The 26,819-nt window shown below is 66.3% G+C and carries 21 protein-coding genes and 5 pseudogenes; 16 read left to right on the plus strand and 10 right to left on the minus strand.

The features are described 5' to 3' along the window. Positions 1–174 precede the first annotated feature (174 nt). Positions 175–381: a hypothetical protein gene (locus tag BS83_RS02630; protein WP_037600067.1), complete on the minus strand. Its 207-nt coding sequence runs from the start codon at positions 379–381 to the stop codon at positions 175–177. Between the two features lie 130 nt (positions 382–511). Between BS83_RS02630 and BS83_RS02635 the strand changes: the two genes are divergently transcribed. The 3 genes and pseudogenes from BS83_RS02635 to BS83_RS02645 all read left to right on the plus strand — a co-directional run. Next, entirely contained in the window at positions 512–1,936 is a 1,425-nt protein-coding gene (locus tag BS83_RS02635) for an IS701 family transposase (protein ID WP_051942505.1), read from the plus strand. Between the two features lie 134 nt (positions 1,937–2,070). Further along, positions 2,071–3,155 (plus strand): annotated as a pseudogene (locus BS83_RS02640) (IS630 family transposase). A gap of 78 nt (positions 3,156–3,233) precedes the next feature. Beyond that, positions 3,234–3,713: pseudogene (locus tag BS83_RS02645) on the plus strand (IS701 family transposase); the annotation flags it as partial. 32 nt (positions 3,714–3,745) lie between these two features. On the opposite strand, the gene BS83_RS02650 reads toward BS83_RS02645, so the two are convergent. Continuing rightward, positions 3,746–4,926, minus strand: a protein-coding gene (locus BS83_RS02650) for an IS3 family transposase (protein WP_157596645.1) whose coding sequence is annotated in 2 segments (ribosomal slippage) — positions 3,746–4,656 and positions 4,656–4,926 — 1,182 coding nt in all. Because the reading frame shifts where the segments join, the coding sequence is not laid out codon by codon here. Positions 4,927–4,969: 43 nt separating this feature from the next. Between BS83_RS02650 and BS83_RS02660 the strand changes: the two genes are divergently transcribed. Beyond that, complete coding sequence (locus BS83_RS02660) at positions 4,970–5,944, plus strand: IS701 family transposase (protein ID WP_198035110.1); 975 nt, start codon at positions 4,970–4,972, stop codon at positions 5,942–5,944. A 185-nt stretch (positions 5,945–6,129) separates the two neighbouring features. Here BS83_RS02660 and tnpA read toward each other — a convergent pair whose 3' ends face one another. Next, the gene (gene tnpA, locus BS83_RS02665; protein WP_084713083.1) at positions 6,130–6,528 is read right to left on the minus strand and encodes an IS200/IS605 family transposase; all 399 of its coding nucleotides are present in this window, start codon (positions 6,526–6,528) and stop codon (positions 6,130–6,132) included. 41 nt (positions 6,529–6,569) lie between these two features. Between tnpA and BS83_RS02670 the strand changes: the two are divergent. From BS83_RS02670 to BS83_RS02685, 4 genes and pseudogenes are all read left to right on the plus strand, one after another. Then, positions 6,570–7,741: pseudogene (locus BS83_RS02670) on the plus strand (RNA-guided endonuclease InsQ/TnpB family protein). A gap of 486 nt (positions 7,742–8,227) precedes the next feature. Then, the gene (locus BS83_RS02675) at positions 8,228–8,836 is read left to right on the plus strand and encodes a response regulator transcription factor (protein WP_037600070.1); all 609 of its coding nucleotides are present in this window, start codon (positions 8,228–8,230) and stop codon (positions 8,834–8,836) included. Between the two features lie 299 nt (positions 8,837–9,135). Then, the gene (locus BS83_RS02680) at positions 9,136–9,357 is read left to right on the plus strand and encodes a hypothetical protein (protein WP_037600071.1); all 222 of its coding nucleotides are present in this window, start codon (positions 9,136–9,138) and stop codon (positions 9,355–9,357) included. A gap of 168 nt (positions 9,358–9,525) precedes the next feature. After that, complete coding sequence (locus BS83_RS02685; protein ID WP_037600072.1) at positions 9,526–10,062, plus strand: hypothetical protein; 537 nt, start codon at positions 9,526–9,528, stop codon at positions 10,060–10,062. 151 nt (positions 10,063–10,213) lie between these two features. On the opposite strand, the gene BS83_RS43370 is transcribed toward BS83_RS02685, so the two are convergent. Beyond that, complete coding sequence (locus BS83_RS43370) at positions 10,214–10,453, minus strand: hypothetical protein (protein WP_157596813.1); 240 nt, start codon at positions 10,451–10,453, stop codon at positions 10,214–10,216. A 91-nt stretch (positions 10,454–10,544) separates the two neighbouring features. On the opposite strand from BS83_RS43370, the gene BS83_RS43375 reads away from it, so the two are divergent. The 3 genes from BS83_RS43375 to BS83_RS02700 all read left to right on the plus strand — a co-directional run bounded on the left by BS83_RS43375 (position 10,545) and on the right by BS83_RS02700 (position 15,123). Next, a complete protein-coding gene (locus BS83_RS43375) occupies positions 10,545–11,102 on the plus strand; it encodes a helix-turn-helix domain-containing protein (RefSeq protein WP_232248017.1) in 558 nt (185 codons plus the stop codon). Continuing rightward, positions 11,062–11,589: a transposase gene (locus BS83_RS02695; RefSeq protein WP_198035112.1), complete on the plus strand. Its 528-nt coding sequence runs from the start codon at positions 11,062–11,064 to the stop codon at positions 11,587–11,589. Before BS83_RS43375 ends, BS83_RS02695 begins: the two co-directional genes overlap by 41 nt. Before the next feature lie 597 nt (positions 11,590–12,186). Beyond that, positions 12,187–15,123 (plus strand): helix-turn-helix transcriptional regulator, encoded by a 2,937-nt coding sequence (locus BS83_RS02700; RefSeq protein ID WP_037600074.1) that lies wholly within the window; start codon positions 12,187–12,189, stop codon positions 15,121–15,123. Positions 15,124–15,173: 50 nt separating this feature from the next. Here the strand turns inward: BS83_RS02700 and BS83_RS02705 are convergent, their stop codons facing one another. From BS83_RS02705 to BS83_RS44990, 4 genes are all read right to left on the minus strand, one after another. Beyond that, positions 15,174–15,392, minus strand: coding sequence for a hypothetical protein (locus BS83_RS02705; protein ID WP_037600075.1), 219 nt, complete (start codon positions 15,390–15,392; stop codon positions 15,174–15,176). Positions 15,393–15,410: 18 nt separating this feature from the next. Continuing rightward, the gene (locus BS83_RS44980; RefSeq protein ID WP_157596817.1) at positions 15,411–16,787 is read right to left on the minus strand and encodes a hypothetical protein; all 1,377 of its coding nucleotides are present in this window, start codon (positions 16,785–16,787) and stop codon (positions 15,411–15,413) included. Positions 16,788–16,820: 33 nt separating this feature from the next. Then, the gene (locus BS83_RS44985) at positions 16,821–17,693 is read right to left on the minus strand and encodes a hypothetical protein (protein ID WP_157596819.1); all 873 of its coding nucleotides are present in this window, start codon (positions 17,691–17,693) and stop codon (positions 16,821–16,823) included. Between the two features lie 379 nt (positions 17,694–18,072). After that, the gene (locus BS83_RS44990; protein ID WP_157596821.1) at positions 18,073–19,653 is read right to left on the minus strand and encodes a hypothetical protein; all 1,581 of its coding nucleotides are present in this window, start codon (positions 19,651–19,653) and stop codon (positions 18,073–18,075) included. A gap of 248 nt (positions 19,654–19,901) precedes the next feature. Here BS83_RS44990 and BS83_RS02720 point away from each other — a divergent pair. Further along, positions 19,902–20,354 (plus strand): annotated as a pseudogene (locus tag BS83_RS02720) (transposase); the annotation flags it as partial. 129 nt (positions 20,355–20,483) lie between these two features. Next, positions 20,484–20,732 carry a hypothetical protein gene (locus BS83_RS44995; RefSeq protein WP_157596823.1) on the plus strand — a complete coding sequence of 83 codons (249 nt, stop codon included), beginning with the start codon at positions 20,484–20,486 and terminating at the stop codon, positions 20,730–20,732. 134 nt (positions 20,733–20,866) lie between these two features. On the opposite strand, the gene BS83_RS02725 is transcribed toward BS83_RS44995, so the two are convergent. Next, entirely contained in the window at positions 20,867–21,055 is a 189-nt protein-coding gene (locus tag BS83_RS02725; protein WP_037600078.1) for a hypothetical protein, read from the minus strand. Between the two features lie 280 nt (positions 21,056–21,335). Between BS83_RS02725 and BS83_RS02730 the strand changes: the two genes are divergently transcribed. The 3 genes from BS83_RS02730 to BS83_RS02740 all read left to right on the plus strand — a co-directional run bounded on the left by BS83_RS02730 (position 21,336) and on the right by BS83_RS02740 (position 25,121). After that, positions 21,336–22,088: an IS5/IS1182 family transposase gene (locus BS83_RS02730; RefSeq protein ID WP_037600605.1), complete on the plus strand. Its 753-nt coding sequence runs from the start codon at positions 21,336–21,338 to the stop codon at positions 22,086–22,088. 227 nt (positions 22,089–22,315) lie between these two features. Next, on the plus strand, positions 22,316–24,544 hold the full coding sequence (locus tag BS83_RS02735) for a hypothetical protein (protein WP_037600079.1): 2,229 nt from the start codon (positions 22,316–22,318) through the stop codon (positions 24,542–24,544). Positions 24,545–24,851: 307 nt separating this feature from the next. Next, positions 24,852–25,121, plus strand: a complete 270-nt coding sequence (locus tag BS83_RS02740; protein WP_051942507.1) for a cold-shock protein — start codon at positions 24,852–24,854, stop codon at positions 25,119–25,121. A 95-nt stretch (positions 25,122–25,216) separates the two neighbouring features. On the opposite strand, the pseudogene BS83_RS02745 reads toward BS83_RS02740, so the two are convergent. Further along, positions 25,217–26,673 (minus strand): annotated as a pseudogene (locus tag BS83_RS02745) (NF041680 family putative transposase). Positions 26,674–26,819 lie beyond the last annotated feature (146 nt).

Below are 26,819 nucleotides of genomic sequence, written 5' to 3' on the forward strand. Positions count from 1 at the left end.
AGCGCCTCCGACGAAGCCGCTAAACCCGAAGGCCCAGTTCACAGTATCTGTGACCTGGGCCTCGAAGGAGCCGCCTTCGGGATTCGAACCCGAGGCGGGGTGAAGCCGCTGGTCACGGCTGCTGTTACTGGAGCAACACCCGCAACGGGCCGCGCAGTCAGATCCGCAGGCGCCTCAGGCGGCCGTCCCCGCGCTCTGAAGGCGTCCTGCCCAGGTCGATCCTGCGCCGGAGACGGAGTTCCCCAACGCCAGGGCCGCGCCGCGCACGGCCGCCGCCGCCCGGTCCGGGGAGCGCCAGCCGGAGCGGTCCAGCCAGGCGAGGTGGGCGCGCAGCAGCGTCTTCTCGCCGCGGAACAAGACGCTGGCCGAGGCCTCGGCCAAGCGCTCCAGGTCCAGCAGGCCCGCGGCGTCCAGCTCGGCGAGCTGCGCCTAGCGGTGGTTTGTTGACGGCGGGTCAGGGCCGTAGTAGGCCGGTAGCAGAGGAACGTCGCTTCGCTGCCGGGGAGCTGTGATGACCCGTCGTGTGCCGTGTCCGCCCGCTCCGGGCCCGCTGGAAGCCTACGCCGCTCGCTTCGATGACCTCTTCTCCAATCTGGCACAGCGGCGCGGGTTCCGCGAGTATCTTGCGGGGCTGCTGCTGCCGCGGGACCGCAACAAGACGCTGACCTGCCTGGTCGGCACCGAACCCGTCGTCGGCGCCCAGCACGCGGCGGTGCAGCGGCTCCAGTTCTTCCTGTCCGAGTCGACCTGGGACCACGAAAAGATCAATGCCCGCCGGGTGGCACTGCTGCTCGGCGACCCCGCGACCAGGCCGCACCCGGACGGGGTGCTGGTGATCGACGACTCGGGCGACCGCAAGGACGGGAAGAAAACCGCGCACGTCGGCCGACAGTGGCTGGGCCGGCTGGGCAAGACCGACAACGGCATCGTCACCGTGACCACGTGCTGGGCCGACGAGAACCTCTACTACCCGCTGCACGCCGTGCCCTACAGCCCCGCCCACCACTTCCCCAAGGGCAAGAGCGACCCCGGCTTCCGCACGAAGCTGCGAATCGCCGCGGAACTGGCCCGCACCGCCAGGACCGCCGGAGTGACCTTCCGGGCCGTGGCCGCCGACTGCGCCTACGGCGACCAGGACGGCTTCCGCCGGGATCTCGCGGAGGCCGGGCTGCCGTTCGTCGTGGCCCTGAAACCCAGCCACGGCGCCTGGGCCTACGGCAAGGACGCCTACACGCCCGTCGACGCCGCCCGCGCCCTGACCTGGACCGACGCGGAGGATCCAGGGGACTGGACCCGGGTCGAGCGCACCTTCCGCGACGGGCACACCGAGACCTGGTGGGCCGCCGAGGCGACGCTGGGCTGGTGGGGGCCCGACGGAAACGTCCGTCTGGTCGTGGCCACCACCGAGCCGGCCACACTGCCCGCGCAGTCCACCTGGTACCTGGCCACCGACCTGCCCCGGCCCGGCAGCCCGCGCGAGGCGGACAGCCCCGAACCGGCCGCCGGCCTGGCAGAAGTCGTCCGGATCTACGGCATCAGGCACTGGATCGAGCAGAGCTACAAGCAGGTCAAGGACGAACTGGGCTGGGCCGACTTCCAGGTCCGCTCCGACACTGCTATCCGCCGCCACCAGACCCTGGTCACCTGCGCGTTCTCGTTCTGCTGGGACACCTGGTTCGCCGGGCCTCTGCAGGAGTCCGGCGCCGAGGACCCCGAGGACCCGCCCGCCGCCACATCGGCGGAACCGGCTGAGAGGGGGCCTGCGCAGACCCCATCAGCCCCGACCGTCCAGCTGGCCCAAGGCGATCCGCGCCGTCCGGGCCTGGCTCGACCCCTGGACCAGCCTCCAACGCTGCTGGCGAGCCTGGACCAACGCGCCCCCGCCACCCGAACTCCAGGCCCTGATCAACCACGTCGGCGCAGGCCACGCGCTTGATCTCTACTCCCCGGTCTAACAAACCACCGCTAGTGATCCGGTCTTGAGGTTGCTCATCGCCTCGTGAGTTGCCTGGCGTACCGAGTTCTGCCGTTGGGCTTCCGAGTGGCTTTGGTTGGCGGTGTGCTGCTGGTGTGGGTGACCCTCGGCTTGAGCCCCTTGTGCTCTCGAAGGACGAGCGGGCGCGTTGCAGAACTGGGTGAAGCGCCGTACGACAGGGCAGGGACTGGCCCTGCGCGCGCGCATCGTGCTGGCCTGTGCGGACGGCGGCAGCAACATCGCGGTGGCCTCGCGCCTGCGGGTGAACCGCTCGACGGTGACGAAGTGGCGGGCGCTTTTCCTGCGTGACCGCCTCGACGGACTGGCGGACGAGCCGCGTCCCGGGGTGCCCCGGACCATCACCGACGCCCAGGTGGAAGAGGTGGTGGTCCGCACCCTGGAACAGACCCCGGCCGGGGCCACCCACTGGTCCAAGCGCGACCTGGCGAAGGTCGTGGGCATCTCACCCAGCAGCGTGCTGCGGATCTGGCACGCCTTCGGCCTGCAACCGCACCGGGTCGAGACCTTCAAGATCTCCCCCGACCCACTGCTGGTGGACAAGATCCGCGACGTCGTCGGCCTCTACCTCGCTCCGCCGGCGAACGCGGCAGTGTTCGCGGTGGATGAGAAACCGCAGATCCAGGCGTTACAGCGGACCGCACCGGTCCTGCCGATGCTGCCCGGAGTTCCCGAGCGACGAAGCTTCGACTACATCCGCCACGGCACCGTGGACCTGTTCGCCGCGCTGGACACCGCGACCGGCAAGGTCATCGGGAAGCTGTCGGCCCAGCACCGGGCGGTGGACTTCCGCGACTTCCTCGACGAGATCGACCGCCAGACCGACAAGGGCCTGGCGGTCCACGTGATCTGCGACAACCTCTCCACGCACAAGGCCCCGGTCGTCCACCAGTGGCTGCTGGCACATCCGAGATTCACCCTGCACTTCACCCCGACCTACTCGTCCTGGATCAACCAGGTCGAGCGCTGGTTCGCCGAACTCGAACGCCGCTGCCTCGCCCGCGGCGTCCATTGCTCCCTCGACAGCCTCAAGACCACGCTGGAGCAGTGGATCCACACCTGGAACGAGACCGCCCAACCCTTCCGCTGGACCAAGACCGCCGACCAGATCCTCGACCGCATCTGCCGCTACTGCTCGCGCATCTCAGAACCGGATCACTAGCGGTGGTTTGTTGACGGCGGGTCAGGGCCGTAGTAGGCCGGTAGCAGAGGAACGTCGCTTCGCTGCCGGGGAGCTGTGATGACCCGTCGTGTGCCGTGTCCGCCCGCTCCGGGCCCGCTGGAAGCCTACGCCGCTCGCTTCGATGACCTCTTCTCCAATCTGGCACAGCGGCGCGGGTTCCGCGAGTATCTTGCGGGGCTGCTGCTGCCGCGGGACCGCAACAAGACGCTGACCTGCCTGGTCGGCACCGAACCCGTCGTCGGCGCCCAGCACGCGGCGGTGCAGCGGCTCCAGTTCTTCCTGTCCGAGTCGACCTGGGACCACGAAAAGATCAATGCCCGCCGGGTGGCACTGCTGCTCGGCGACCCCGCGACCAGGCCGCACCCGGACGGGGTGCTGGTGATCGACGACTCGGGCGACCGCAAGGACGGGAAGAAAACCGCGCACGTCGGCCGACAGTGGCTGGGCCGGCTGGGCAAGACCGACAACGGCATCGTCACCGTGACCACGTGCTGGGCCGACGAGAACCTCTACTACCCGCTGCACGCCGTGCCCTACGGGCGTTTCCCCGGGTTCGTGGACACCGGTTGTCATGCGGCAACGACCAGCGTAGTTGATCGTTGTTCGTAGGTGACCGGGCTGATCTGGCCGAGGCTGGAGTGCCGCCGCCGGGTGTTGTAGCGGGTCACCCACCGGAAGACGGCGAGTCGGGCTTCGCGGGCCCCGTTCCACCGTTTCCGTCCCTGGAGCGTCTCGCGTTTCATGGTCGCGTTGAAGCTCTCCGCGGCGGCGTTGTCCGCGCTGGTGCCCACTGCGCCGCGCGATCTGGTCACGCCGAGCTCCGCGCAGACGTGCGCGAAGTCCCTGGACCCGTACTGGGCCCCGTTGTCGCTGTGGAAAATCGCCCCGCGCAGTCCGGCTGCGCCGCGGGCGGCCGCGGCGGCCCGCAGGGCGTCGGTCACCAGGGACGTGCGCATGTGGTCGGCGATCGACCAGCCCGCCAGCCGTTTCGAGCACAGGTCCAACACCGTGGCCAGGTAAAGGAACTGGCCGCCACCGATGGGCAGGTAGGTTATGTCGCCCACGTACCTGGTGTTCGGCCTGGCCGCGGTGAAGTCACGGTCCAGCAGGTCCGGCACCGGTGTCGCCGACGGCTCGGGGATCGTGGTGCGGACCTTCTTGCGCAGGTGCAGCCCGACGATGCCGAACGTGCGCATCACGCGTTCCACGCGCTTGTGGTTAATCCGGTCCCCGGCATCCCGCAGCTCGGCGGTGACGCGCGGAACCCCGTAGGTCCCGTCCGAGTCGGTGTGGATCCGGGCGATCCGCTCGGCAAGCTCCGCGTCCGCCCTCGCCCGTTCCATGCGCGCGTCCGCGCCGGCCAGCCACCGGTAGAACCCGGACCGCGAGACCTGCATCATCCGGCACAGCCGCTTCACGCCGTAGGCGTCCCGGTGATCCTCGACGAACTGAAAGCGGCTGCTCACCAGCTGGTCTCCCGGGCGAAATACTTCGCGGCCCTGCGCAGGATCTCCCGCTCGAGCTCGAGCTCCTTCACCCGCGCCCGCAGCTGCCGGTTCTCCTTCTCCATCGCGCTCGCCTCACCGGCCCCCGGCCGGGCAGCCGCCTCCGCATCACGCACCCAGATCCGCAGCGTCTCGTGGTTGACGCCCACGTCCTGGGCCACCGACGCGTACGTACCGCCCGGCGTGGCGTGGTACAGCGCGACGGCATCGGCCCTGAACTCAGGGCTGTACTTCGACGTCCCCAACGGGAACTCCTGTTCTACGGATCCTCGCGATCCAATGATCAGGGTGTCCACGACCTGGGGGAAGCGCCCCTACAGCCCCGCCCACCACTTCCCCAAGGGCAAGAGCGACCCCGGCTTCCGCACGAAGCTGCGAATCGCCGCGGAACTGGCCCGCACCGCCAGGACCGCCGGAGTGACCTTCCGGGCCGTGGCCGCCGACTGCGCCTACGGCGACCAGGACGGCTTCCGCCGGGATCTCGCGGAGGCCGGGCTGCCGTTCGTCGTGGCCCTGAAACCCAGCCACGGCGCCTGGGCCTACGGCAAGGACGCCTACACGCCCGTCGACGCCGCCCGCGCCCTGACCTGGACCGACGCGGAGGATCCAGGGGACTGGACCCCGGTCGAGCGAACCTTCCGCGACGGGCACACCGAGACCTGGTGGGCCGCCGAGGCGACGCTGGGCTGGTGGGGGCCCGACGGAAACGTCCGTCTGGTCGTGGCCACCACCGACCCGGCCACACTGCCCGCGCAGTCCACCTGGTACCTGGCCACCGACCTGCCCCGGCCCGGCAGCCCGCGCGAGGCGGACAGCCCCGAACCGGCCGCCGGCCTGGCAGAAGTCGTCCGGATCTACGGCATCAGGCACTGGATCGAGCAGAGCTACAAGCAGGTCAAGGACGAACTGGGCTGGGCCGACTTCCAGGTCCGCTCCGACACTGCTATCCGCCGCCACCAGACCCTGGTCACCTGCGCGTTCTCGTTCTGCTGGGACACCTGGTTCGCCGGGCCTCTGCAGGAGTCCGGCGCCGAGGACCCCGAGGACCCGCCCGCCGCCACATCGGCGGAACCGGCTGAGAGGGGGCCTGCGCAGACCCCATCAGCCCCGACCGTCCAGCTGGCCCAAGGCGATCCGCGCCGTCCGGGCCTGGCTCGACCCCTGGACCAGCCTCCAACGCTGCTGGCGAGCCTGGACCAACGCGCCCCCGCCACCCGAACTCCAGGCCCTGATCAACCACGTCGGCGCAGGCCACGCGCTTGATCTCTACTCCCCGGTCTAACAAACCACCGCTAGGCGTGGGCAGCCACTGTGGACTGGGCGTTCAGCGTGATCTAGCGAGGAACTCCGGCCGTTCACGGCGAGCAGACGCTCTCCCTGCTGGGCTTCGCCCACCGCGGGCGGGAGGAATCGCTTCCTGAGCCACGGTGGTGCGGTGCGCCGCCGTTTCACTGTGGGCGTTTCTGGTTCTCGATGTATTCCTTGATGATCGATAGTGGTGCTTCGCCGCATGATGCGGCGAAGCAGCTGGGTGACCAGAAGTGTTCGCCCCACAGGTACTTACGGATGTGGGCGGGGAACTCCTGGCGGAGCCTGCGGGCCGAGACGCCCTTGAGTGAGCCCACCAGGCGGGAGAGGGCGACCTTGGGCGGGTAGTGCACCAGTAGGTGGACGTGGTCGCGTTCGCCATTGAACTCGACCAGCTCGGTTTCGAAGTCGGCGCGGACGGCACGCATGGTCTCTTCGCAGCGTCGCAGGATCTCGTCGGTGAACGGTCCGCGCCGGTACTTGGGCGTGAGGACCAAGTGTGCCTGGAGGGTGCGGACAACCGTACGGCCCCTGCGAATGCTGGGGTTTGGTTCCCACGTGGTGACATGGATCAATTGGTATTGTCATGCCCGTGAAGATCGTTAGGCAGGTGAAGCTGATGCCGGAGGCCGACCAGGCCGCCGTGCTGCGCTCCACCCTGCGCACGGTCAACGAGGCGGCTTGCTGGGTGTCCGGGGTGGCGTTCGAGCGTGGCGTGCCGCGTGGGTTCGAGCTGCGCAAGCACACCTACGCCGAGCTGAGAGCGCGTGGGCTCGGGGCGCAGGCCGCGCAGCACGTGATCAAGAAGACCCGTGACGCGTACACCACGTTGCAGGCGAACATCCGCGCCGGGAACCTGGGCAAGGCGGGGGCCAAGCGCCGCATCAAGGCGGAGTCGAAGCCGATTGCGTTCCGGCCCCAGGCCGCGCAGCCATACGATGACCGGTGTTTGAGCTGGCAGTACGACCAGTGGACCGTGTCGATCTGGACGACCGCTGGGCGTCTGAAGGGCGTGCGCTTCGTGTGCTCGCCCGATGCCCTCACGATGCTGCGTGAGCACCGCAAAGGGCGAGTCCGACCTGATCGAACGTGACGGAGTGTTCTACCTGATCGCCGTCTGCGATATGCCCGAGACGCCGCTCAATGAGGACCCTGCCGGGTTCGTCGGCGTTGACCTCGGCATCGCCAACATCGCCACCGCGTCCACCGGCTACCGCGCCGCCGGGCGCGGCCTGAACCGGCACCGCGAGCGACAACGTTAACTGCGGAAGAAGTTGCAGGCCAAGGGCACCAAGTCCGCGAAGCGTCTCCTCAAGAAGCGCTCTCGCAAGGAACAGCGGCACGCCGCCAACACCAACCACGTCATCTCCAAGACCATCGTCACCACCGCTGAACGCACCGGCTCCGGTATCGCCCTGGAAGACCTCACGGGCATCCGCAACCGGGTACGGCACCGCAAGGACCAGCGGACCAAACTCCACTCGTGGAGCTTCCACCAGCTCGCCTCCTTCGTGGAGTACAAGGCCAAGCGAGCTGGCGTGCCGCTGGTGTACGTCGATCCGGCGTACACCAGCCAGCAGTGCTCCCAGTGCCACCACATCGAGCGCGCAACCGCGTCGATCAAGCAACGTTCGCGTGCCGCGCCTGCGGCGTGATCATGCACGCGGACGACAACGTGTCCCACAACATCGCCCGAAAGGCGCGAACGTGTGGACTGCGGGGCGTGAGTCACGCGTCCCAGAGCCGGCCTGACGGCAGCTCTCAGACGTGGGAGGCCACGCGACAGCCAGTCGCGCCCTACCCACAAGCCCGGTCCTTCAGGCCGGGTCAAGTTGACGGCAGGCCTCGAGCGCTCAGGGTGCAGGGAAGCTGCCCTGTTCGCGCTCGGGCCAGGCGCGGGGGACAGTCCGAGTGTCGCTGCGATAGAGACCGACTCGACCTGCCCCCCCCGACTGTTCGAACGAACAGTAGGCTACTCTCTAGTAGAAGATGAATGGCCCAGGCATGACGTCTTCGGCCGCCGGCGTGAGCTCAGCTCGGAGCGACCGCCGCCGGGAGACGTGCCGCCAGGTTCAGCAAGCGACTAGACACTTTTATCCTGCTTCACCTCTCCACGGCGACTGTGTCGGCGAGGCAGCGTGGGGCAGCGCAGCGAGCCCGCCATTGGCTTGGAGGGAGGTCTCCTCCTACCGGAACCAGGAATCCGCTTGGTGGCGCTGACTGATTTGGGGGAGCTCCATGGTGCGCATCCTGTTGGCCGAGGACATGCACATGGTCCGTGCCGCCCTGGCTGCCTTGCTCCGACTGGAGCCGGACTTCCAAGTCGTCGCGGAGGTCGAGCGCGGGGACGCAGTCCTCGCCGCAGCGCTCGAGTGCAGGCCGGAGGTCGCCGTCATCGACGTGGGCCTGCCCGGGATAGACGGCCTTTCGGCGGCCGCCCTGCTCCACGCGGAACTACCGAGCTGCCGCACGCTGATCCTGACCGGCTTGGGAAAGGCCGGGGCTCTGCGCCGCGCCCTGAGCGCCCAGGTCTCCGGACTCCTGCTCAAGGACGCTTCGCCGGCGCTGCTGGCCGAGGCGGTGCGCCGGGTCGCAGTCGGCGAACGTGTCCTCGATCCACAGCTCGCGTACGTCGCCTTCGACAGCATTGAAGGTCCACTGACCGAGCGGGAGTTGGAGGTCCTGCGGCTGGCCGCGGGGGGCGCGGGCACAACCGAGATCGCCGCCGCGCTCTATCTCTCCGCCGGGACGGTGCGCAACTACCTCACCGCGATCGTCACCAAGCTCGGCGCCCGCAACCGCCTCGATGCTATCCGCATCGCCCGCGAGGACGGCTGGCTCAACTAAATCGCCGCCCCGGTCTCACGGGTCAGGGAGGGGCAAGCCCTCCTGGGCTTCTGAGGGATGGGGCGCCGGGCACGTTGAACCAGCCCACCCGCCCGTTGGTGAGGACCTCGCCGCGGTCGTCTCGATGCTGCTGCGGGGGGCAACCACGCTCTCGAGAGAGCAGCCACTGACCGGCTCCCGACGTCCGCCTTTTGCGCCTTCCCTGGCCTGATCGGGCAAGGCCATGCGTCCGACGTACTCCTAGCCTCCCTGCCGTGCCAAGTTCGGCATCGTGGAGCAACGATCGGAGGCGACGAGCCGTGGCGTTCAAACCAAAGGGCGGTTGGACGGTTACGTTGGACTGCGACGGTCTGGCACTCACCATCCATGTACCAGCGCGGGACGCGAGCAACAGCTATGACGCGGTCGTGTCGGCCACCATCTCGGCGATCAGAGAGACCCGCGCGTCGGAAATCGCTTTCAAGGAGATCTACACCGACTTCGTCGGCGGATCCGTGAGTGCTGCGTCCTCGCCCAACTGAGTGGGGCGCCACCCGAGCGGGCTGGATGACCCGACCACAATCCTCTGCCCCGCCCCGATCGGGGAAGGGTGCGGTTCCTCTGAAGGGAACGGCTGAACCCCGAGAACGCTGACTGGGGCTGTGCTCGCGGCTTCTCCTCTCTACGTTTGTGGTGGAGGAGGGTGGCGGATGGGCTCGCTGTTCGAGGAGTTGGAAGCATGCGAGGCGGCCGCCCGGGCGCGTGTGGAGGGGCTCGAAGCCGAGCTCGCCGAGCTGTCCGGGAAGCTGGAGCTGGCACGGGGGAGTCTGGAGCGGTTGCGGATCGCGCGGGAGACGGTTGCCGAGGTGCTCGCGGAGATGACCCCGGAGAAATCAGCGGCGGCTTTCGACCAGACGATTGCCCGTGAGTCGACGGCATCTGCCTATGCGGGGGCAGAGCGGCACGTGATCGGGGTGCTGACCGTGCCGAACTGGCAGCCCGGCATGGAGGTGGAAGTCCTGCCGCAGGTATATCGCGACATTCTGGAGGTGGTGGCGGACGCTCCCGGGCCGGTCCGCGCCAAACAGATCGTGCCCCGGATCGGCCTGCCGGCCGAAACCGGGAAGATCGAGGGCACGCGTTCGAAGCTGAAGCGGCTGGTGGAACGCGGCTGGCTGGACGAGGACACGCCAGGGCTGTTCACCCCGGCCCGCCTCCGAACCGCCAAATCGCCCAACTCCCGTTAACAGCAGGGCTCTTCCGCGCCTACGTTCGAGGGTGCGACCCAATCGATGCTGGACGGGAAGAGCCCTGGAGATGACAAGGTACGACACCCGATGCACCGCTGACCCCTTTGCGCGCTCCCTCAGCGCCTTCGAGACGCTGATGCACACGCTGTCAGGCAGCCCGGCGACCACCTGGACGCACGCCGGACTGGAAGAACACCTCGATGCGGCCGGGCGGGAACTGCTTCGCCTGCTGCTGCAAGACCACCTGGACCTGCGCGGCAGCCAGGAAGAGCACCGGGTGCGCGCCGGTGCCGGCCCGACGGTGACGACCGGAGGGACGGGTGAGGCCCTGGCGGGAGACCGGGCACTCGCGCTGGCTCGCCACCGTGTTCGGAACGGTCCGAGTCACCCGGGTCGCCCACCGGGGACCGGGCCTGGGCAACGTCCACCCCGCTGACCAGGTCGTGTTGAGTGCCGAAGATCGTCGGGCGTTGGAGCGTGTGACGATGACGGGGGTTCGCGGCGCGTCGATGATCAGGCGGGTGCGGGTGCTGCTCGCGTTGGACACGTCGGTCGGCGAGGTCGCTCCGCTGGCGGTGATCGCGGACCGGGTCGGCGTCTCGTGCGATTCGGTCCGCCTGATCTCGAAGCGGTACGCGGAGACCGGTGGCGATGTGTGGGCCACGGTCGGCCGCAAGGAACGGGCGTTCCCGCCGGTGCCCTCCGCGGTGACCGGCGAGGTCGAGGCGCGGCTGATCGCGCTGGCGTGCTCGACGCCGCCCAAGGGACATGCCCGCTGGTCGCTGCGTCTGCTGGAGAAGCACGTCGCGCTGACCTGGGACATCCCGGATCTGGACCACTCCACGATCGGCCGGGTGTTAAAAAACGAAACTGCGTCCTCACGTGAAGAAGTGCTGGGCCATCCCGCCGGCCGCGAACGCGGCCTTCGCCGCGGCGATGGAGGACGTCCTGGCGGTCTACCGCCGCCCCTTCGATCCGGCGCGCCCGGTGGTGTGCATGGACGAGAAGCCGTACCAACTGCTCGGCCAGGTTCGTGATCCGCTTCCCACACTGCCGGGCCGTGACCGGTGCGAGGACAACGAGTACGTCCGCTCGGGAACCTGTTCGATCTTCTGCTGGGTCGAGCCGCTGCGCGGATGGCGGCGCGTGGACGCCCGGCCCCGCCGGACCAGGGTCGACTGGGCACAGCAGGTCGAGCAGCTGCTGACCGTGGACTATCCCGACGCCGCCACGGTCGTGCTGGTGATGGACAACCTCAACACCCACTCCACCGCCTCGCTCTACGAGGCGTTCGAGCCGGGGAAGGCCTTCGCGTCTCGCCCAGCGCTTGAGATCCACCACACCCCAAAAACGGCTCCTGGCTCAACATCGCCGAGATCGAACTGTCCGCGCTCACCCGCCAGCGCCTGGACCGGCCCCGGTCGCCCCGTACCTGGCAGCACCGCATCGACGACCAGATCGCCGAACTGCAGCTGCTGCGCCGGAAACTGGGCGGCTGCATCGGCTGCGGCTGCCTCTCGCTGAAGACCTGCAGTCTCTACAACCCCGACGACACCGCCGCCGAGCACGGTGTCGGTGCCCGCTACCTGCTGGGCGACCAACCGCCCACCCCCTCACCGACCGCCAGGTGACTCACAGCTCCGAGCACCTCCTCCCGGCCGGCGAGCGGCGGCGTACAGGTACCACTCCGCGCCCAGGAACTGCTCACGCAGCCGCGCGTCCTCTGATCCACTCGGTTCTGCTTGTGGGTGTGCCAGCAGGCGGAGCGCTGGCGGGAGGTGTAGGCCGGTTTTGACGTGCACGACCGGCACGCCGACACGCTGGGCTTGTAGTGGACGAAGGCTCTGAGCTGGGCGAAGGCCCAGGGGGTGGAGTCGGTACCGCTGGTCGTGCTTGGCCCTGACCCTCTCGCGGGTCCGCTTGCCGCTGGTTCGGTCGGCCCGGTGGCGGGTGACCCGGGCAACCCGCTGACCCGGACTTCCACCCGCCCGTCCCCTGGGCTAATTGGCTTGGTGCCGCGCGAAACTGCCGCGGCACTCAGGGTTCGGTTTGGTCCGGCCACGGCCGCCAGCGCTGTCTATGATCGAACGTGAAGCCTGAGAGCGGAAAGCCGGTGGTGATATGGGCCCCGGGGCTTGGGACAGCGGTATACGGGCGGCACGGGTGTCTGTGGGGACGACCGATGGCGGGTCCGCGCGGTGGGGGTCGGTTTTCGTCGGGCGTGCCAGGGAGCTGGAAACGTTCGCAAAGTGCCGGGCCGAGGTGGCGGGGGGAACGCCGTGGCTGGTGACAGTCGAGGGCGAGGCCGGGATCGGCAAGACATCATTGGTGCACCAGGCCCTCGGAGGGGCGGAAGACGGCTTGCGGGTGTGCTGGACCGGTTGCGACCGCGCCGAGCAGGACTACCCGTACGGGGTACTGGACCAGTTGCTGCGCCATCTGCCGTCCGACGCACCCGGCGTCCGGGACCTGGCACGCTCGCTGACCCCCACGGCGTCGCCCATCACGGTGGGCGTCGACCTGCTGGACATGCTCGCGTCCGCGACCGACACCGGCCCACTCGCGTTGGTTGTCGACGACATCCCGTGGAGTGACCCCCAGTCTCTGAACGCCCTTGCGTTCGTGCTGCGCCGCCTGTACTCGGAACCCGTCCTGGTGGTGGTCACTGCCCGCACCGCCGCAGCGCCCATCGCCGCCGTCAGCACTTCGGACGGTCACCCGGTGCGCGACTGGCGCCAGATTCTCCGGGGCATCCGCATCCAGCGCTTTTCCCTGACCGGACTGAGCGCTGCCGAGACAGGACAACTCGCCACCGCCCCTGGCGCCCCGCGGCTGCCGGACCCGGTCACTGCCCGACTACTGGAACGCACCGCCGGGCATCCGCTGCACCTGCGTTCCCTGCTCACCCAGATCACGCCCGCGGAGCTGGCCGACCTGTCCCACCCGTTGCCCGTCCCCGCCAGCCTGGACGCGGTTGTCTGCCACACCCTGGACCGCCTGCCCGGCGAGTCGCGCCGCCTGGTCGAGGCGCTGGCCGTACTGGGCGTCCCCACGCCGCTCGCGACGGCCGGCCGGCTCGCCGGCATCGGGGACGCCCCCCGTGCTCTGGGCCCCGCCCTGGACGTCGGGCTCGTGGCTTGGGAGCCCGACCAGCCCACCACCCCCGTCCGCATTCATCACCAGCTTCAGTGCGACGCCGTCTACCAGGCCATCAGCCCCAGCCGTCGCCAAGCACTCCACACCACCGCCGCCACCCTCGTCAGCGCCGACGACGCCTGGGCGCACCGTGTGGCGGCCGCCACTGTGGGGCACCGCGACCGCGACCTCGAACGGGAGCTCGCCGTGGAAGCAGGGCACGAGGCCGCACAGGGCCGGTACGACCGTGCCGCCACCTTGCAGCTGTGGGCCGCCGACCTGGCCCCTACGCGCGAACAGTACGAGACCCACCTGGTCACCGCCGCCACCGGTCTCCTCACCGGCCAGGCCTACGGCCGGGCTCACGGCCTGCGCGACCTCCTGGACCGTTGCGCCCCCAGCCCCCGCCGGGACGCCGCCCTCGGCTATCTCCTCGCCTTCGCCGGAGAGGATCCACCCCGCGCCGAGCACCTGTTGATCCATGCTCGGGACACCGCCACCGACCCCGCCGTACGCTTGCTCGCCGGCACCTGGCTCGGGATCGCCTACCATCTGCGGGCAGACGGCCCCCGGACTGTCGCCGCTCTTCGGCCCGTCGTCGACCAACTGCCGTCCGGCGCCACCGCCCATCATGCCCGGGGCACGCTCGCGTACGCGGTCGGCTGCGCCGAAGGGCCCGGTATCGGTCTCGGGGTCATCGCCGAGGCCGGTCTGCTCGACAAGGCCGCCCAGGTCCCCCACCCGGACAGCCCCATGCTGACGTGGCGGGGCATGCTGCGGGTGCGTGCTGGCCACCTCGCCTCCGGCATCGAGGACCTGACCGTCCTCCTCGCACGCCAGCGCACCGATCCCGGCCTGCCCACGTTGGCAGTCGAGCACTTCATGCTCGCCTTCGCCCGCCATTTCGTCGGCCGCTACGAAGACGCCGCGAGCAGTGCCGACCAGGCCCTGCTCACCGCCGACATCCAGGCCCAGCCCTGGGCCCTCGCCCCTGGGCACGCGGCCGCCGTTCTCGCCCACGCCCAGCAAGGCCACGACCGGCAGACCCGGACCCATCTCGAGGCCTGCCATCGCCACGCGCGCCTCTTCCCCGGGCTGACCTCGATCTTCCCGATCTTGGCCGAGGCCGTCTGGGCCCAGGCCCAGGACGACCACGCAGCCATGCTCCGGGCGCTGCTTGCCATCGACGACCCCAATGCTGTCGCTCCCGGTATGCGCAACCAACTCGTCGTGCAGTGGGCGCCGCTCCTGGTGGAGGCCGCAACCGGTACCGCCGAGCCGACCGGTGCCGAGCTCCGGCGTGCCCGGCAGGCCTTGGGTCTCTTCGACGATCTCGTGAGGGACGCGCCCGGTCTTGCGACCACCTCGGCCTGGCTGCACGGGCGCCTCGCCATAGCCCACGGCGACGTTCAACAGGCCACCGCGCATTACCGAGCCGGCCTTGCGACCTCCGTCCGCGATGGCGATGACATCCCTCTGCATTGCGCATTGCTCCACCGTGACCTCGGCCGCCTGTACGGGACCACCGCCGATGACCGTGCACGGGCCACCGCGCACCTCCAGCACGCCCTGGACGGGTTCACCGATCTCGGTGCCGCTCCCTACACGCGGCGCACCGCCGCCGAACTCGCCCGCCTGCAGCCGACGTCCGCCCAACCGATGACCAGCACTGTCCGGCGCGCCGACGCCGCGGAGGGGCTGCTGACCGAGCGGGAGCAGCACGTCGCCCACCTCGCTGTCCAGGGTCTGACCAACCAGGAGATCGCCCGCGAGCTGTTCCTCAGCCCGAAGACGATCGAGTACCACCTCGGCCACGTCTACGAGAAGCTCCAACTCACCGGTCGCCGCCAACTGCGCGCCCGACTCCACCCGTCCCCGTATGACGGGCACCAGGCGTTCCTGGAACATCGCGTCAGTCCGTGATGTGAGGGTCCGGCCGAGGGTCGCGGGCGCTCAGCGCGACCAGCGCGCCTTCACCATCGAACCGCACCGGGCGGCTGCGAGGCGTGCTGGTGAATAATCGCCAGGATCCGGACGCCCAACCAGGAGACGGGTGCTGCGTGGCCGGCCTTGACGGAGAGCGCGGTGGTGCCGATCCGGTCGGGGATCCAGTGCTGCGCCAGGGTCGACGGTAGGGTCCGCTTGGGCGGCCTGCTGCTGATGCCGCAGCGCTGCACCCCCGGGGAGACCACCGCCTCGCCTGGGGTACATCAGATGATATTGATCACGCTCTTGTCCTTGACCCGCAGGAGGTTCGCCACCAGGTCCTGCAGGCCCGCAGTATCTCCGGTGCCCGCTCTTAGTGAGACTTCGTATTCGTGCCGTGCCAGAAGCCGGTGCCCTTTTCTTACCATTCCCAGATCCTTGAGCATCCATCGGCTACCCCCGAGGAATTCAATCATTTTTTTGAAAGCGTCGCTCGGTGACTCGCCTCCGGCACCGTCCACGTAGAGGTTCCCCCCGCACGTCATGAAGAAGATCACGCTCCCCTCGGCGACCTCTTTGCGCATGGCCTTCACCAGCAGCATGTTCTGCATTTCAGGGAAGCCGACGATGCGCCTCACGACATTAATATATGTTCTGCGATCGCGGTCTCGGTAAACCTCGATTTCAAGGTCGCCAAAGGATGCCTTCTTTTCATTTGCCGAAACCGTTTCCTTGATCAGCCCCAGCAGTGCGGGGTTGAGACTGCTGATCTCCTCCTCGGCGGCATTCTTCTCCCGAAGAATCATGTATCTACTGTCGCAAAGGCGAAAAGAGTAAGAAGATTCGCTCTGGATTTCTGCCTTGGGTATGCCGGCTGCCATTTTCACATGCTGATCCATCGACGGCTCTTGGGCCCGCTCCGCGTTTTCCCTTCGAAGCGCAACAGCTTCACTCTCCGCCCACTTGGCGATTTCACTCATTGAATTCGTCAGATAATCGATGAGTAGCTGCGCCTCCTTGAGGCGTTCTTCCTGGTTTTGAATCCGCGTTTCAAAATCTGAGAAACCCGCCGATCTGGCCCAGAGTGCTTTTGCCTCCCGTTCGAGCCTTGTGAGCTTGCTAGGAAGCCGTGCATGCTTATCCTCTACCTGCTTCAGGGTACTTTGGAGCGCTGAGACCTGGCTAGCTGCGTCTTCCATCAGTCCCGCCTTCGGCTTCACGTCCGAAGGGGCAAGGATACGCTTATTCCTCGCTACGTTGACACATTGCATGGCTATTACCAAAGATGCCCGGACAGCGTCCGTCCCGCTAGTCTGTTCTCGGTCTATTGCTGCCAATAGCTCACGCAAGGACACGTCCAACGTCTCGAATTCGTCTGCAAGACCTCCGGCGGAACCCTTCTCCTTGGATTCCGCGCGCACGCTCGACTCGGAGTCCAGGCTCAGGAGAGGTGGAGGTCCCGAGATGGTATCGGCCGGCGCATCGTCTTGGGGTTCTGCCAAGAGCGGCGGCCTATCCGCTCCGATGTGCAGCAGTACTCGTTTGATTGATTCCTTGGCGTCCGGGGTAAGTGCGTTCGTGCTCCTGGGTTCGATGCCGAGCTCCTTGCAGATGATCGCAAGAAGATTAGCTGCGCCGAGTGGTTTGGGTGGTTGGGTCATGTTGTCATTCCTGCGTTTGATCAGGTAGCCGGTCTATTTCGTGCTGCTTGCCTCGAGATCGATGAAGACTTGGGAGGCGAGGGAAGCGAGTTCCGTACGGGAGATTTGCTTCGCGAGTTTTTTCTGGATCCGCTTTGCGGCTTTCGCTTCCACCCGGTCCCTCTTGGCGGTGGCCACGGCCGCCCCGTAGTTTCCCGGCCCCCCACCCTGGCCGGATTTCTCTACCGACACGGAATAGCCGGGAAGCCCCTGGATCGTAGCGATGACCTTCGGATCCAGGTCATCCACAATGATGGTGTTCTTTTTTTCGCTTGCGGAGGGGCGAATATATCCGCTCTTAGGTTCTGCAGTGCCCAGTTTTCGCAGGAGAAGAGCAGCCTTCTCGGCTCTCGGCCTCAGTAGCTCCTCATCTTCTCCCCTAAGCAGGAAAACAGCGTGATCCGTGTAGTAATGGTACGTACCGACCGAACCCGAACCTGCCGCGCAGAGGGCTTTAAGGGTAACTGTATTGTCCTGCTCAATCCGCTCGGGGGTCAATGAAACGTGGATTTCGCAGGAATGTTTTGGATCGGAAGCGGATTCGTCTCCGCGATCTTTCTTGACGAGCCGTATGATGATTCCTCGATCGTCATCAAACATATCAAAGCTAGTAGAGGGACCGGACGAAATTTTCTCCTGCGCGATTTCCAGTATCGAATCTGGAAGTGTCATGAGACGTGCCATCATGGTTCCGGCGTCACTCCACGGCGCAGTGGCCACCAATCCCTCGAGTGCGTCCTTCCCGTGGACCTCGATCAGGCGCTCCTGCAGCGAGGCGGGGGGACCTTCCGATTTTACGCCGCCATGGAGAACATACTCATCTTCATCCTTATTGAAGACAAAATCAAATCCGATTGCCGGTTTCAAGCCATGATTCGCAACCCACTTATCGTTGCCGGATAGTGGCCGAGTCGCACTCTCTCGATACTGGGACTTGTCACTATTCCACCATTTCGGCAATATCTCCTCGACCGTAGATGATATTTCCGGTGCACTGGGGGCGTCCATTGCGCTTGGGGGCTGGATTCCTTCCTGTCCCTGTGGCTTTCCTGGTGGAGGGGTGGTTTCTGGCCGTTGCGGCGGAGCCCCAGTCGGCACTGGTGGAATCGCACCTAGGGCGATGAGTATTCTCGCCAGGGTCGGGTCATCGACTTTCGAACCGAACTGAGCGTCAATTATGCTTCTAAGCTCTTGTATTGTTAGTTTCGGCGGTTGGGTCATCGTGATGTCCTGGAACTTTACGGGATTATGTTGGAGTATGAGGGGCCCGCGGCCCCCAGTCCAGTTTCAGGGAATGCAGGAGATCCGTCGCTACCTGGGCCATCTCGACTTCAGAAGTATTCCGCGCATGAAGAGACTCCTTTACCTTTGTTGCGATTTCGTAGTGTTCTTTTGTCGGCTGGGCGATAGTGCCAGGAATGCGAGTTTGCTCAGCTTTGGCTTCTGATCTGGGGGCGGTGCGGTGTCGTGCGGTCTGGATTTCTGGTTTCGTCCACCGGGGACTTTCGGTTTTACTTGATCGGGCTGCCGTCTCGGGCTCGTGAGGTTCAGGTCGTTTGGGGAGAGGTTTCGCCTGCTTCAAGGCCGGGGATTTTGATTGCGGCGTCGACGTGCTTGCTTTAGGGCGGCGGTCGCGGCGTGGAAGGCCGTCCGACCGCGGAGATGGTTTTTCCTGATTTTTCGTCGGACTTTTCCATCCTCCGCCGTATTCATTGATGATTCTCCGGTCTCTCTGATTTTTCAAGTCGACTTGGCGCAGCAAGCCCGCTGTTCTGACTCTTCTGGCGAGACCGAGTGCCACTCGTGCGCGGAGGGTGGTGGGGATCAACAGCATTTGGTTATTGAGGACGTAGGCCTCACGGGTCCCGACCTCTCCCCGAGCGGCTTCTTCAGCGGCAACCTTGTCGAAAGTGAAGGTGACCTCCGTAAATTTGCCACGATAATTTACCTTGAAACCCGGTTCGGGCTGGCGTGTCAGACCCGAGAGGAGGTGCATCGGGTTACTTATCCTGCATTTCTCCAGGAAACGGCTCGCTTCGCCGACGTTGGCGAATGACACTTCGTGCCTTCCGGCTTCCACAAGGTTGAGAGTAAACACAACCGGATGACTTTCTGCCTTCCCTTTCCAGTAGTCATATGTCTGCCAGTTGCCTGTACCCTGGGCATCCTCGCCTGAGTTTGGGACGTAGGTTCCATACTTTTCTGGGCCGTAGACGTATGCGCCGTCCGGCGCCAGGGCATAATATTTTGTTCCACGCAAGACCGCTCCGTCGTACAGGTAGCCGGTGAGCTGGACGGTCCCGTCGGCGCGGCCTGCTGGCTGGATCTCCTGTTTGGTGCGAAGGAGCTCTTGTTGGGCTTTGAAGCGCTCGTCCCATGTCAGCCATACCGTCGAATCCCTGGAGGCCGCGTAGAGGTATTGTTTCCCATCCCACTTGTACCACTTTGTTTCGGCGGGATGTTTCCCTGTCCATGAGATATTCTTTTGGGGCACGGCCGCCTCGCGGCCTTGACCGTGCTCCCAGGCCGCGACGAGATACGCAAGCGCCGCATAACCTGCCCTGACATTTTCATCGCGATGGCTGGCGAGGACCTCGTCCCAGAAGGCCCATTCGTAGCCCGCGCCGGCTCCCCATTGCTGTAGCGTTTCGATCAGTACTCTGTCGTCAAGATCAACCCAGTTCTCGTCGCCGTAGAACAGCAGCGCGGCAAACCTCGGGTTCCATTGGTCACGCTCGGCCCGGCCCACTCTGCGGGGATCATCATCGTCCGTGATCGGGCGTAGCAGGTACTTGAATGCGTCGAGGTACTCCTGCCATTCGGCCATTCGGTTTTCCTAACCCTCGCCTGCCCGCGAAAAATGGGCTTGCCCGCGAATTCAGTCGAGTCGTGATGCCCTGATTGCCCTGCCCTGGTGCGGAGTTTCCGGAAGACGATCCCTTCGGCGGAGTGCCCGGATGTAGACCGGCGGGACATCCTTTCAGGCAGCGTTGGACTGCACAGTCGCTGCGCCATGACGTAGCTGCCCTGGCCAGGCGGTTGGATGAGGCACCCTTGGTCAGCGCATTCGTGTCCCACCACGGCTCCGTTCGCGGTGCCGGTCCGGTGGCCCTTCGCGGACCAGGGCAGGCCGCGGACAGCCCGCAGTTCATCCCGGTGCTGAAGAAGATCCGGGTCCGCGGACCCGTTGGGCGTCCCCGCACCCGGCCGGACGCAGTCGCCGGAGACAAGGCCTACTCGTCCCGCGGCAACCGAACCCACCTGCGAAAACGCCAGACCAAGGCTGTGATTCCGGAGAAAACCGACCAGGTCGCCAACCGGAGGAGGAAGGGCCGCACGGGCGGTCGTCCGGTCGGCCACGACGCCGAGCTCTACAAGGAGCGGAACACCGTCGAGCGCCTGATCAACAAGCTGAAGGCCTGGCGAGGCATCGCCACCCCGTACGACAAGACCCCCGAGAGCTACCTCGCCGGCCTCCACTTACGCGCCTCGATGATCTGGATCAAAGAGCTCGCCGAAGCCCCCTTCTTGATCACGACTCGATACGCGCCCCAGCCGCGCTCCCGCCGCACCGCCACTGCGTACCCGGAGCAGCTCATGGCCTTCACCGTCGCCCACGACGCCAAAGGCGTCGTCATCGTCACCATCCTGTAGGCGATGGACGTCGATGACCGGCCCGTGCTGTGCCGAGCTGTTCAGGAGCAGCTGCGCTCGCCTGCCTGCCGCAAGATCGTCGTCGACTTCCGGTGCGGGGACCTCAGACCTGCCGCCGTGACCGCCGCACTACGGATCCACCAGCTCTCATCCGCCTGTCAGGTCCCCTGCACGCTGGTGAGCGAGGATCGCGTCACATTGCGACGTGTGCTCGCCGACAACGGGCCGGCCGACCGCCCCAGCCACGGATGACCACCAGCCTGGCAGCCGCGCTGATCGACCGTCTGCCCGGGCAGGACTCACCCAGGTAACCGTCCCGTGACCGACTGGCCCTGGACCAATGCTGCGACGCCACCGGCGAGCCTCACGTCCCGGCCACGGGCCCACTACCCGCCGTCCCGCACAGACGTGCCCGACAATGCCTGGGCTGGTGCCGGTATCGCGGGCTCGAGCGTTCGCGAGTCCGCGACGGCGGCAGGGGGCTGCCGGTGTGTCCCGTGGGCCCAACTCTCGGCGGCGAGCCACATGAGCAGCACGAACAGCGGGGTCAGCAGAATGGTCATGGTGATGGTCATCAATGGTCTTCCTGAGGCCTGGTCCTTCCTGGCTGGCTCCCCCACTCGCCGAACCCTACGCATCAGGCATCGGTGATCGCACGGTCCGCACCGGCCTTTACCCGTACGGGCATTGAACCCGGGGCTGGAAGCACGGTCCCTGCGGGAGCACTGCGCCTTTTCAGAGTGGGCACCGATCGGGTGATGTCCCACGTGACCGCTGACCATCAGAGAACGCCCGGGGCCCTCGGGGTGTTGAGAGAGGTGCTTGAAGTCTCAACTCATCACCCAGAAGGCCTCGTTGGTCACATATCCTGCCGCACTCGACCTGCCCCATGCGATCGTCGAGTGGGTCACCATGCTGATTGTCACCCGTGAGGGTGACCGCCGGTGCAAGCTCCGCCCGTCCCAGCGAGCCCTGATCGCGCTGGTGTACCTGCGCAAACACGACACCCTGGCCCAGCTCGCGGCCGGCTTCGGGATCAGTGTCGGCACCGCCCACGCCTACGTGCATGCGGTCACCGACCTCCTTGCCCGCAGAGCGCCCGGCCTGACCCAAGCCCTGCGCGAGGAGAGCAGCGAGTACGTGCTCGTCGACGGCACCCTCGCACCGTGCGACCGGGTCGGCGACGGCCGCGCCGACTACAGCGGCAAACACCGCCGCCACGGCGTGAACCTGCAGGTCATTACCGGTGCCGCAGGCAATCTGCTGTGGATCTCCAGGCCGCTGCCCGGTCGCACCCATGATCTCACCGCGGCCCGCCAGCACCGTATCCCAGCCACCTGCGCGCGTCTGCGGGTCCCCGTGCTCGCCGACCTGGCGTACACCGGAGCGGGCCCGGGTGTCGCCGTCCCGGTGGTCCGCCGCCGACCCAAGCAGGAGCTCACCGCGAAGCAGAAGTCGCTGAACAAGGCCCACGCCCGGCTGCGCTGCCCGGTCGAACGCGGCGTCGGCACCGTCAAACGCCGGCGAATCTTCCGCCATGCACGCTGCAGCCCAGGCTGGCTCCAGTCAGCGGCCAAGGCCGTCCTCACTCTCGAGAGGCAACGCTGAAAAGGCTCACTGTGGCCCGGCGACTGGCCGATCAGCTAGCAAGGGCCGTTGACGCGTCGAGGAAAACCGGGGCCATCGGATCTGCCTCATCTGCTGCCCGAAGGCCCGGTGGCAGCAATGCGCGCCGCCCTACCGTGCCCATCGCGGCCGGGTGCGCCATAGAGACGCAGGGCCTACGGCTGTCCGTAGCCTCCTGGACGCGGAACCTTACGCTGAGGAGAAGACGCATGGCCGTCCTGGACACGAAGTACGAGAAGATCAGGTCACTCATCAACGGCATGGTCGCTCCGTCTTCATGGAGCGTCTTCTACAAGGACTTCTGCGCCGCTTACGGGATTCCGGATCCGTCGGTGCTGTGGGGAGATCTGAACGGCAGCGGGTTGCGGGCCTTCATCCGGGAAATAACCGGCGCCGATCCGGGAGAAAACGCCGAGGGACTGGAAGAACGCGTAAGCGAGGGATCTCTGCTGGAAGAGTTGGCCCTCGGCGCCGCAGCGTTTGGGGATCGTATTCACGGAAGACCGTACCTGGAGAGTTTCGACCGACAGCACAGGCGATACACCGCCTACGAGGAAGACGTGCCGCTCCTGTGGACCGCCCAAGACTCCTATGAGCTGTCCGTTCCCCCCATCGGTCCTGTAGTCGGCGAGTACAACGTCGGCGGCACAACGGTGTTCTACCGGGAATCCACCGGCAAGTACGGGACGGTGGAGTGGGAATATTCACTGGACTCCACGTTCAGCCCGGAGGACCGGGCCCGCGCACAGGCCATCGTCAACGCCGCAGAAAGTAGTCCGGAAGAACCGCAGCCGGCTCCCGCGAAGGGAACTGTCCTGCGCAGAGCCCGGAAGGTGGCCAGCCGGAAACCGACGCTCTGGGTCAGGCGGGTCGCGGACGGTCAAGGCGGGAGCGAACTGGAGTACTCCGGGGATGAGAACTTCAGCGATGTCGGGATTCTCTTTGCTCAAGGCATCACGGCTATAAGGAGCAAGAAGCAAGAGAGGGAAAAGGTCAAGAGAAGCGTGACCATGGGCGACTCTTACGCGGAGTCGGATGTTCGGGCGAACCAGCTTGTCCTTTACTTCCCGGCCGACACAGCGGAAGCCCGCCGAGTAACACGTGTACAAGCAAAGGAAAGGCCGCCGAAGCGGGTTTTCAGGCAAGGCGCCGAGAAGGTGCCAGTGGGAAAGTATGGTTGGGTGATGACCCTCGACAACCAACTCTACCTGTTCGACTGTGACCTCCAACTGAAGTTTGAGATCGTAACCAGGGGAGGAGAGGTCGTATCGCATACCATTCCCGAAACGCTCACCGGCATCACAGGCGCCGGGATGGACAAATTCGGCAATATTGGCAGCCTCCTCAAATTCCTCAAGGACAATCAAGTCGGCGCAGAGGTGCCGCACGTGACCAGCGTCGTCCTACGGCACAGCAGTCATACCGGCGGAGGCCCGGTTCTGGGGGCAGGAATATGTCGGGTCGACACTGTCACAGTTCCCGCGACCAGAGACGGAAAGGCTCTCTATTTGAACAAGAACGAGCCAGAAGCCCCCTACACGGTCGAAAGCGATCCGCCCCAGAAATTCGGACCGGAATGGGAACAGGTGTACTCCACGGACCACGTTCTGACGGACTGCGACAATGACAGCGGCCACTACAGGCCCCTCGTGGAGAACCTGCAGAACGCGGTCCAGGAGCTGGTCAGGCAAAAGTTCATGCGCCGCTCGAGCCAGGTCAAATTCATCGCAACCGACCGCTCGGAGGGCGAGACCACATACCGGGACGAGCAGCCACTGGCGGGTATGGTTGCCGACACCGTGGACCATGCGGGGGGGCCAGTGCCCTACGCCGAACTCAGCACGCGCAACGCAGTGGCCCGCGAGGCAGCCAAGAAAGGATTCCTACACACCGGCATGGCCGCCGAAATCCAGCTCGCCAGAATATTCTACCACCGCGCGAACGAGCTCACGGAGCATGAAGCGAGGAAGCAGTTCCTGCCGCTCTACGAACGGTGCATCGAACTGTACGGTGCCTCCCCTGCTATATACATGCGCGCATTGGAGGCAGCCGAAAGTATCGACCTGGACGCATTCAAAGAGGCCTGGGCGGCGAAGATGCGATCCAAGGGGATGGCGATGTCCACGATCCTCACCGACAGGGAATGTCAGATGCTGCCCGGGGCCAAAGTGAGTCTCCGCGGCAACAGGCTGCCGAACGCCGGCCCTCAATATTCTGACAATGAGGACGACGAAGAACTCCGCGTCATGAACAAGAGGCCCCTCACGTCCCGCGTTCACAGAATGGGGCCTTCCCCTTCCGTGACACCAGAAGTTTCGGATGCGGACGAAACTGATGTGGAGGACAACGACATTGTCGTTGCGAACGAGGAGGTAGAGGAGTCAGCGTCGCCAGCCGACCCTCCCACGGATGAAGGGGAAGGTCATGCCTACTCCTGACGTTTGCTCTGAGCGGGTGTGGTGGGGCGCCCCGACGAACCGCGCGATCCTGCGCCTGCCCACGTGAGAGGTGGCCGCCCTCCGGCGTCGCTGCGCGTCCTCGAGTCCGAAAGGACACCTATCGGGGCAAAGACACCGTCGCTCGCGGACGGCGGGATGTTCCTCCGAAAGGCGGGAAGGAAGGCGTCCCATGGAGGCATCCGGTTGGGGGCTCTCCTCAACCGCAGCCGCTGGCTGGTTCGCGGGCCCCATGGGAGTGAGTGCAAGCGAACAGGCCAAGGCGTGCGCAGACCGATCAGGAGTAAAGATGTCTTACGACAACAAAGCTGAGGGCCAAGTCAAGTGGTTCAATTCGGAGAAGGGATTCGGGTTCATCGCCCAGGATTCCGAGCCCGACAAGCCGCTTCCGGATGTGTTCGTCCACTACAGCGCCATCATTGTAGAGCCGGGGAAGTACCGGGAGCTGGTCGACGGCCAGCGGGTCAGGTTCCTCATCACCCGAGGGCAGAAAGGCCTGCAGGCCGAAGAGGTGGAACCGCTCTCGAAGCCGGTGCAGGGCGCACACCACCGGCACTGAGCTCGAATCTACCGGGTGATCTGCACAGTGGAGGGTTGCCCGAACGAAGAGATGCCTTGTGGCCTGCGATGATGTGAGTTCTCTAAGCTTGATCTTTAACCGGCGGCCGTTTGTTTCGCGAGATGAGCCTCGAGCGTGAGTTCGCGTTTTACGGTCTTCCCGACGTCGTAGCGGGGTGCTGGCCTGCGGTTCTTTGAGCCCGGCGGGCGCCCCGGGCCGGGGCGTGTCGGTTGCGGCACACCCGCCGGAGAGACGGTCTTCGCGTGGATGTGGCGGAACCCGCGTCGGACCCGGGCCGGCGTGAGCCTGTTCGGCGGCGCCGGCCGCTCCCAGGGGCGTCGTAGGTCGGCTGCGAGGGGGCGGGCCAGGCGGAGCTGGGTGTAGGCGACGATGACCAGCCAGGTCCACAGGTCTGCGCCGTCGGGGTGTCGGATCTTGGGTGCGGTCCAGCCCAAGGTCTGTTTCAGGAAGCGGAAGGTGTGTTCAAGATCGAATCTGCGCAAGAACGCCTGCCACCGCACATCCATCTCCGCGCTGGTCAGGGCGGCTGCCGAGGACCACAGCCACAGCGGCTTGGCCTCTCGTTCACCGGGCAGGCGCTCGACCTGCAGTCGGATCAACGTGCCGTGCAGCAGGGGGAGTTCGGCGTCGGTGTACTCCAACCATGGTCCGCGACGCTGCAGCCGGGGGTGCATGTGATCCCACGCCAGCGCCTCGGCCTTGCCGTAGCGGGTGGTCTCGGTCCGGCTGGTGGCATCGGGAGTGTGCCAGGTCTCGGGGCGGGCGAAGGTGAGCACGCCGCCGTGGCGGCGCGGACGCCCGCCGCGGGCGGTGGAGCGGGGCGGGCCCGGATCGCGAAGCATGACGCGGTCCGAGCGCAGCCGCACCACGATCTCCACCGGCAGATCCGCCAGCACGTGGGCCAGGCGTGCGCCGTCGTAGCCGGCGTCCATGACGATCAAGATGTCCCCTTCGGTCTCCTTCCAGTGGCCAGCGGCAATCAACCGCTCGACAACGTCGCGTAGTTGGGTGGTAGTGACGGCGGTGGCGTCGTCGGCAGGCCCCAGGCGCACTGCGTCCAGCAGGGCGACCCAGGGGAGGTCCGCCCGCGCTCCACCGCTGCGACGAAGGAGTAGGGCCAGCCCGGCACGAACTGGTCACTGGCCCGGCCGCCCCGGCCGTAGCAGTGGCAGAACAGCCGATCGCTGCTGGTGGGGGTGTCGGGCCGCAGCCAGTTGGACACGTCCACAGCCAGCACGATCCGCCCGTCGGCCGCCCTCGGCAGCGGCAGGTTCGCGAGGGTGCGGCGCAGCCGTGTCGGCTCCAGCCAGCCCCGGTCCAGCGCGGCGTACAACGCGCCATGCCCGCGCCGGTGCTCGACCGCCAGGCTGAGCTCGACCAGGGTCTTCACCGGACTGTCCACGCACAGCACTGCGTCGGTGAGCTCGAAGAGCGAGTCCGCACGGGCGTACAAGCAGTCGTAGAACTCAACTCGAAAGCGGGACAACAGGCCCAACGCGTCACCAGCGGACGGAACGAGGGGCAGACTCATATGCGGCGGCCGTTCTCTCGTGCTTCATGACTCGACATCTCGAAGCGTGGAGAACGGTCGCCCTCGTTGTCCCGGGAAGAACCGCAAACCAGCAGGTCGGGTGACCTGCGAGGTTAAATTTCAAGCTGAGGCTGGGGCGTCACGCC

The sequence above is a fragment of the Streptacidiphilus rugosus AM-16 genome, assembly GCF_000744655.1.
GTDB lineage: Bacteria > Actinomycetota > Actinomycetes > Streptomycetales > Streptomycetaceae > Streptacidiphilus > Streptacidiphilus rugosus.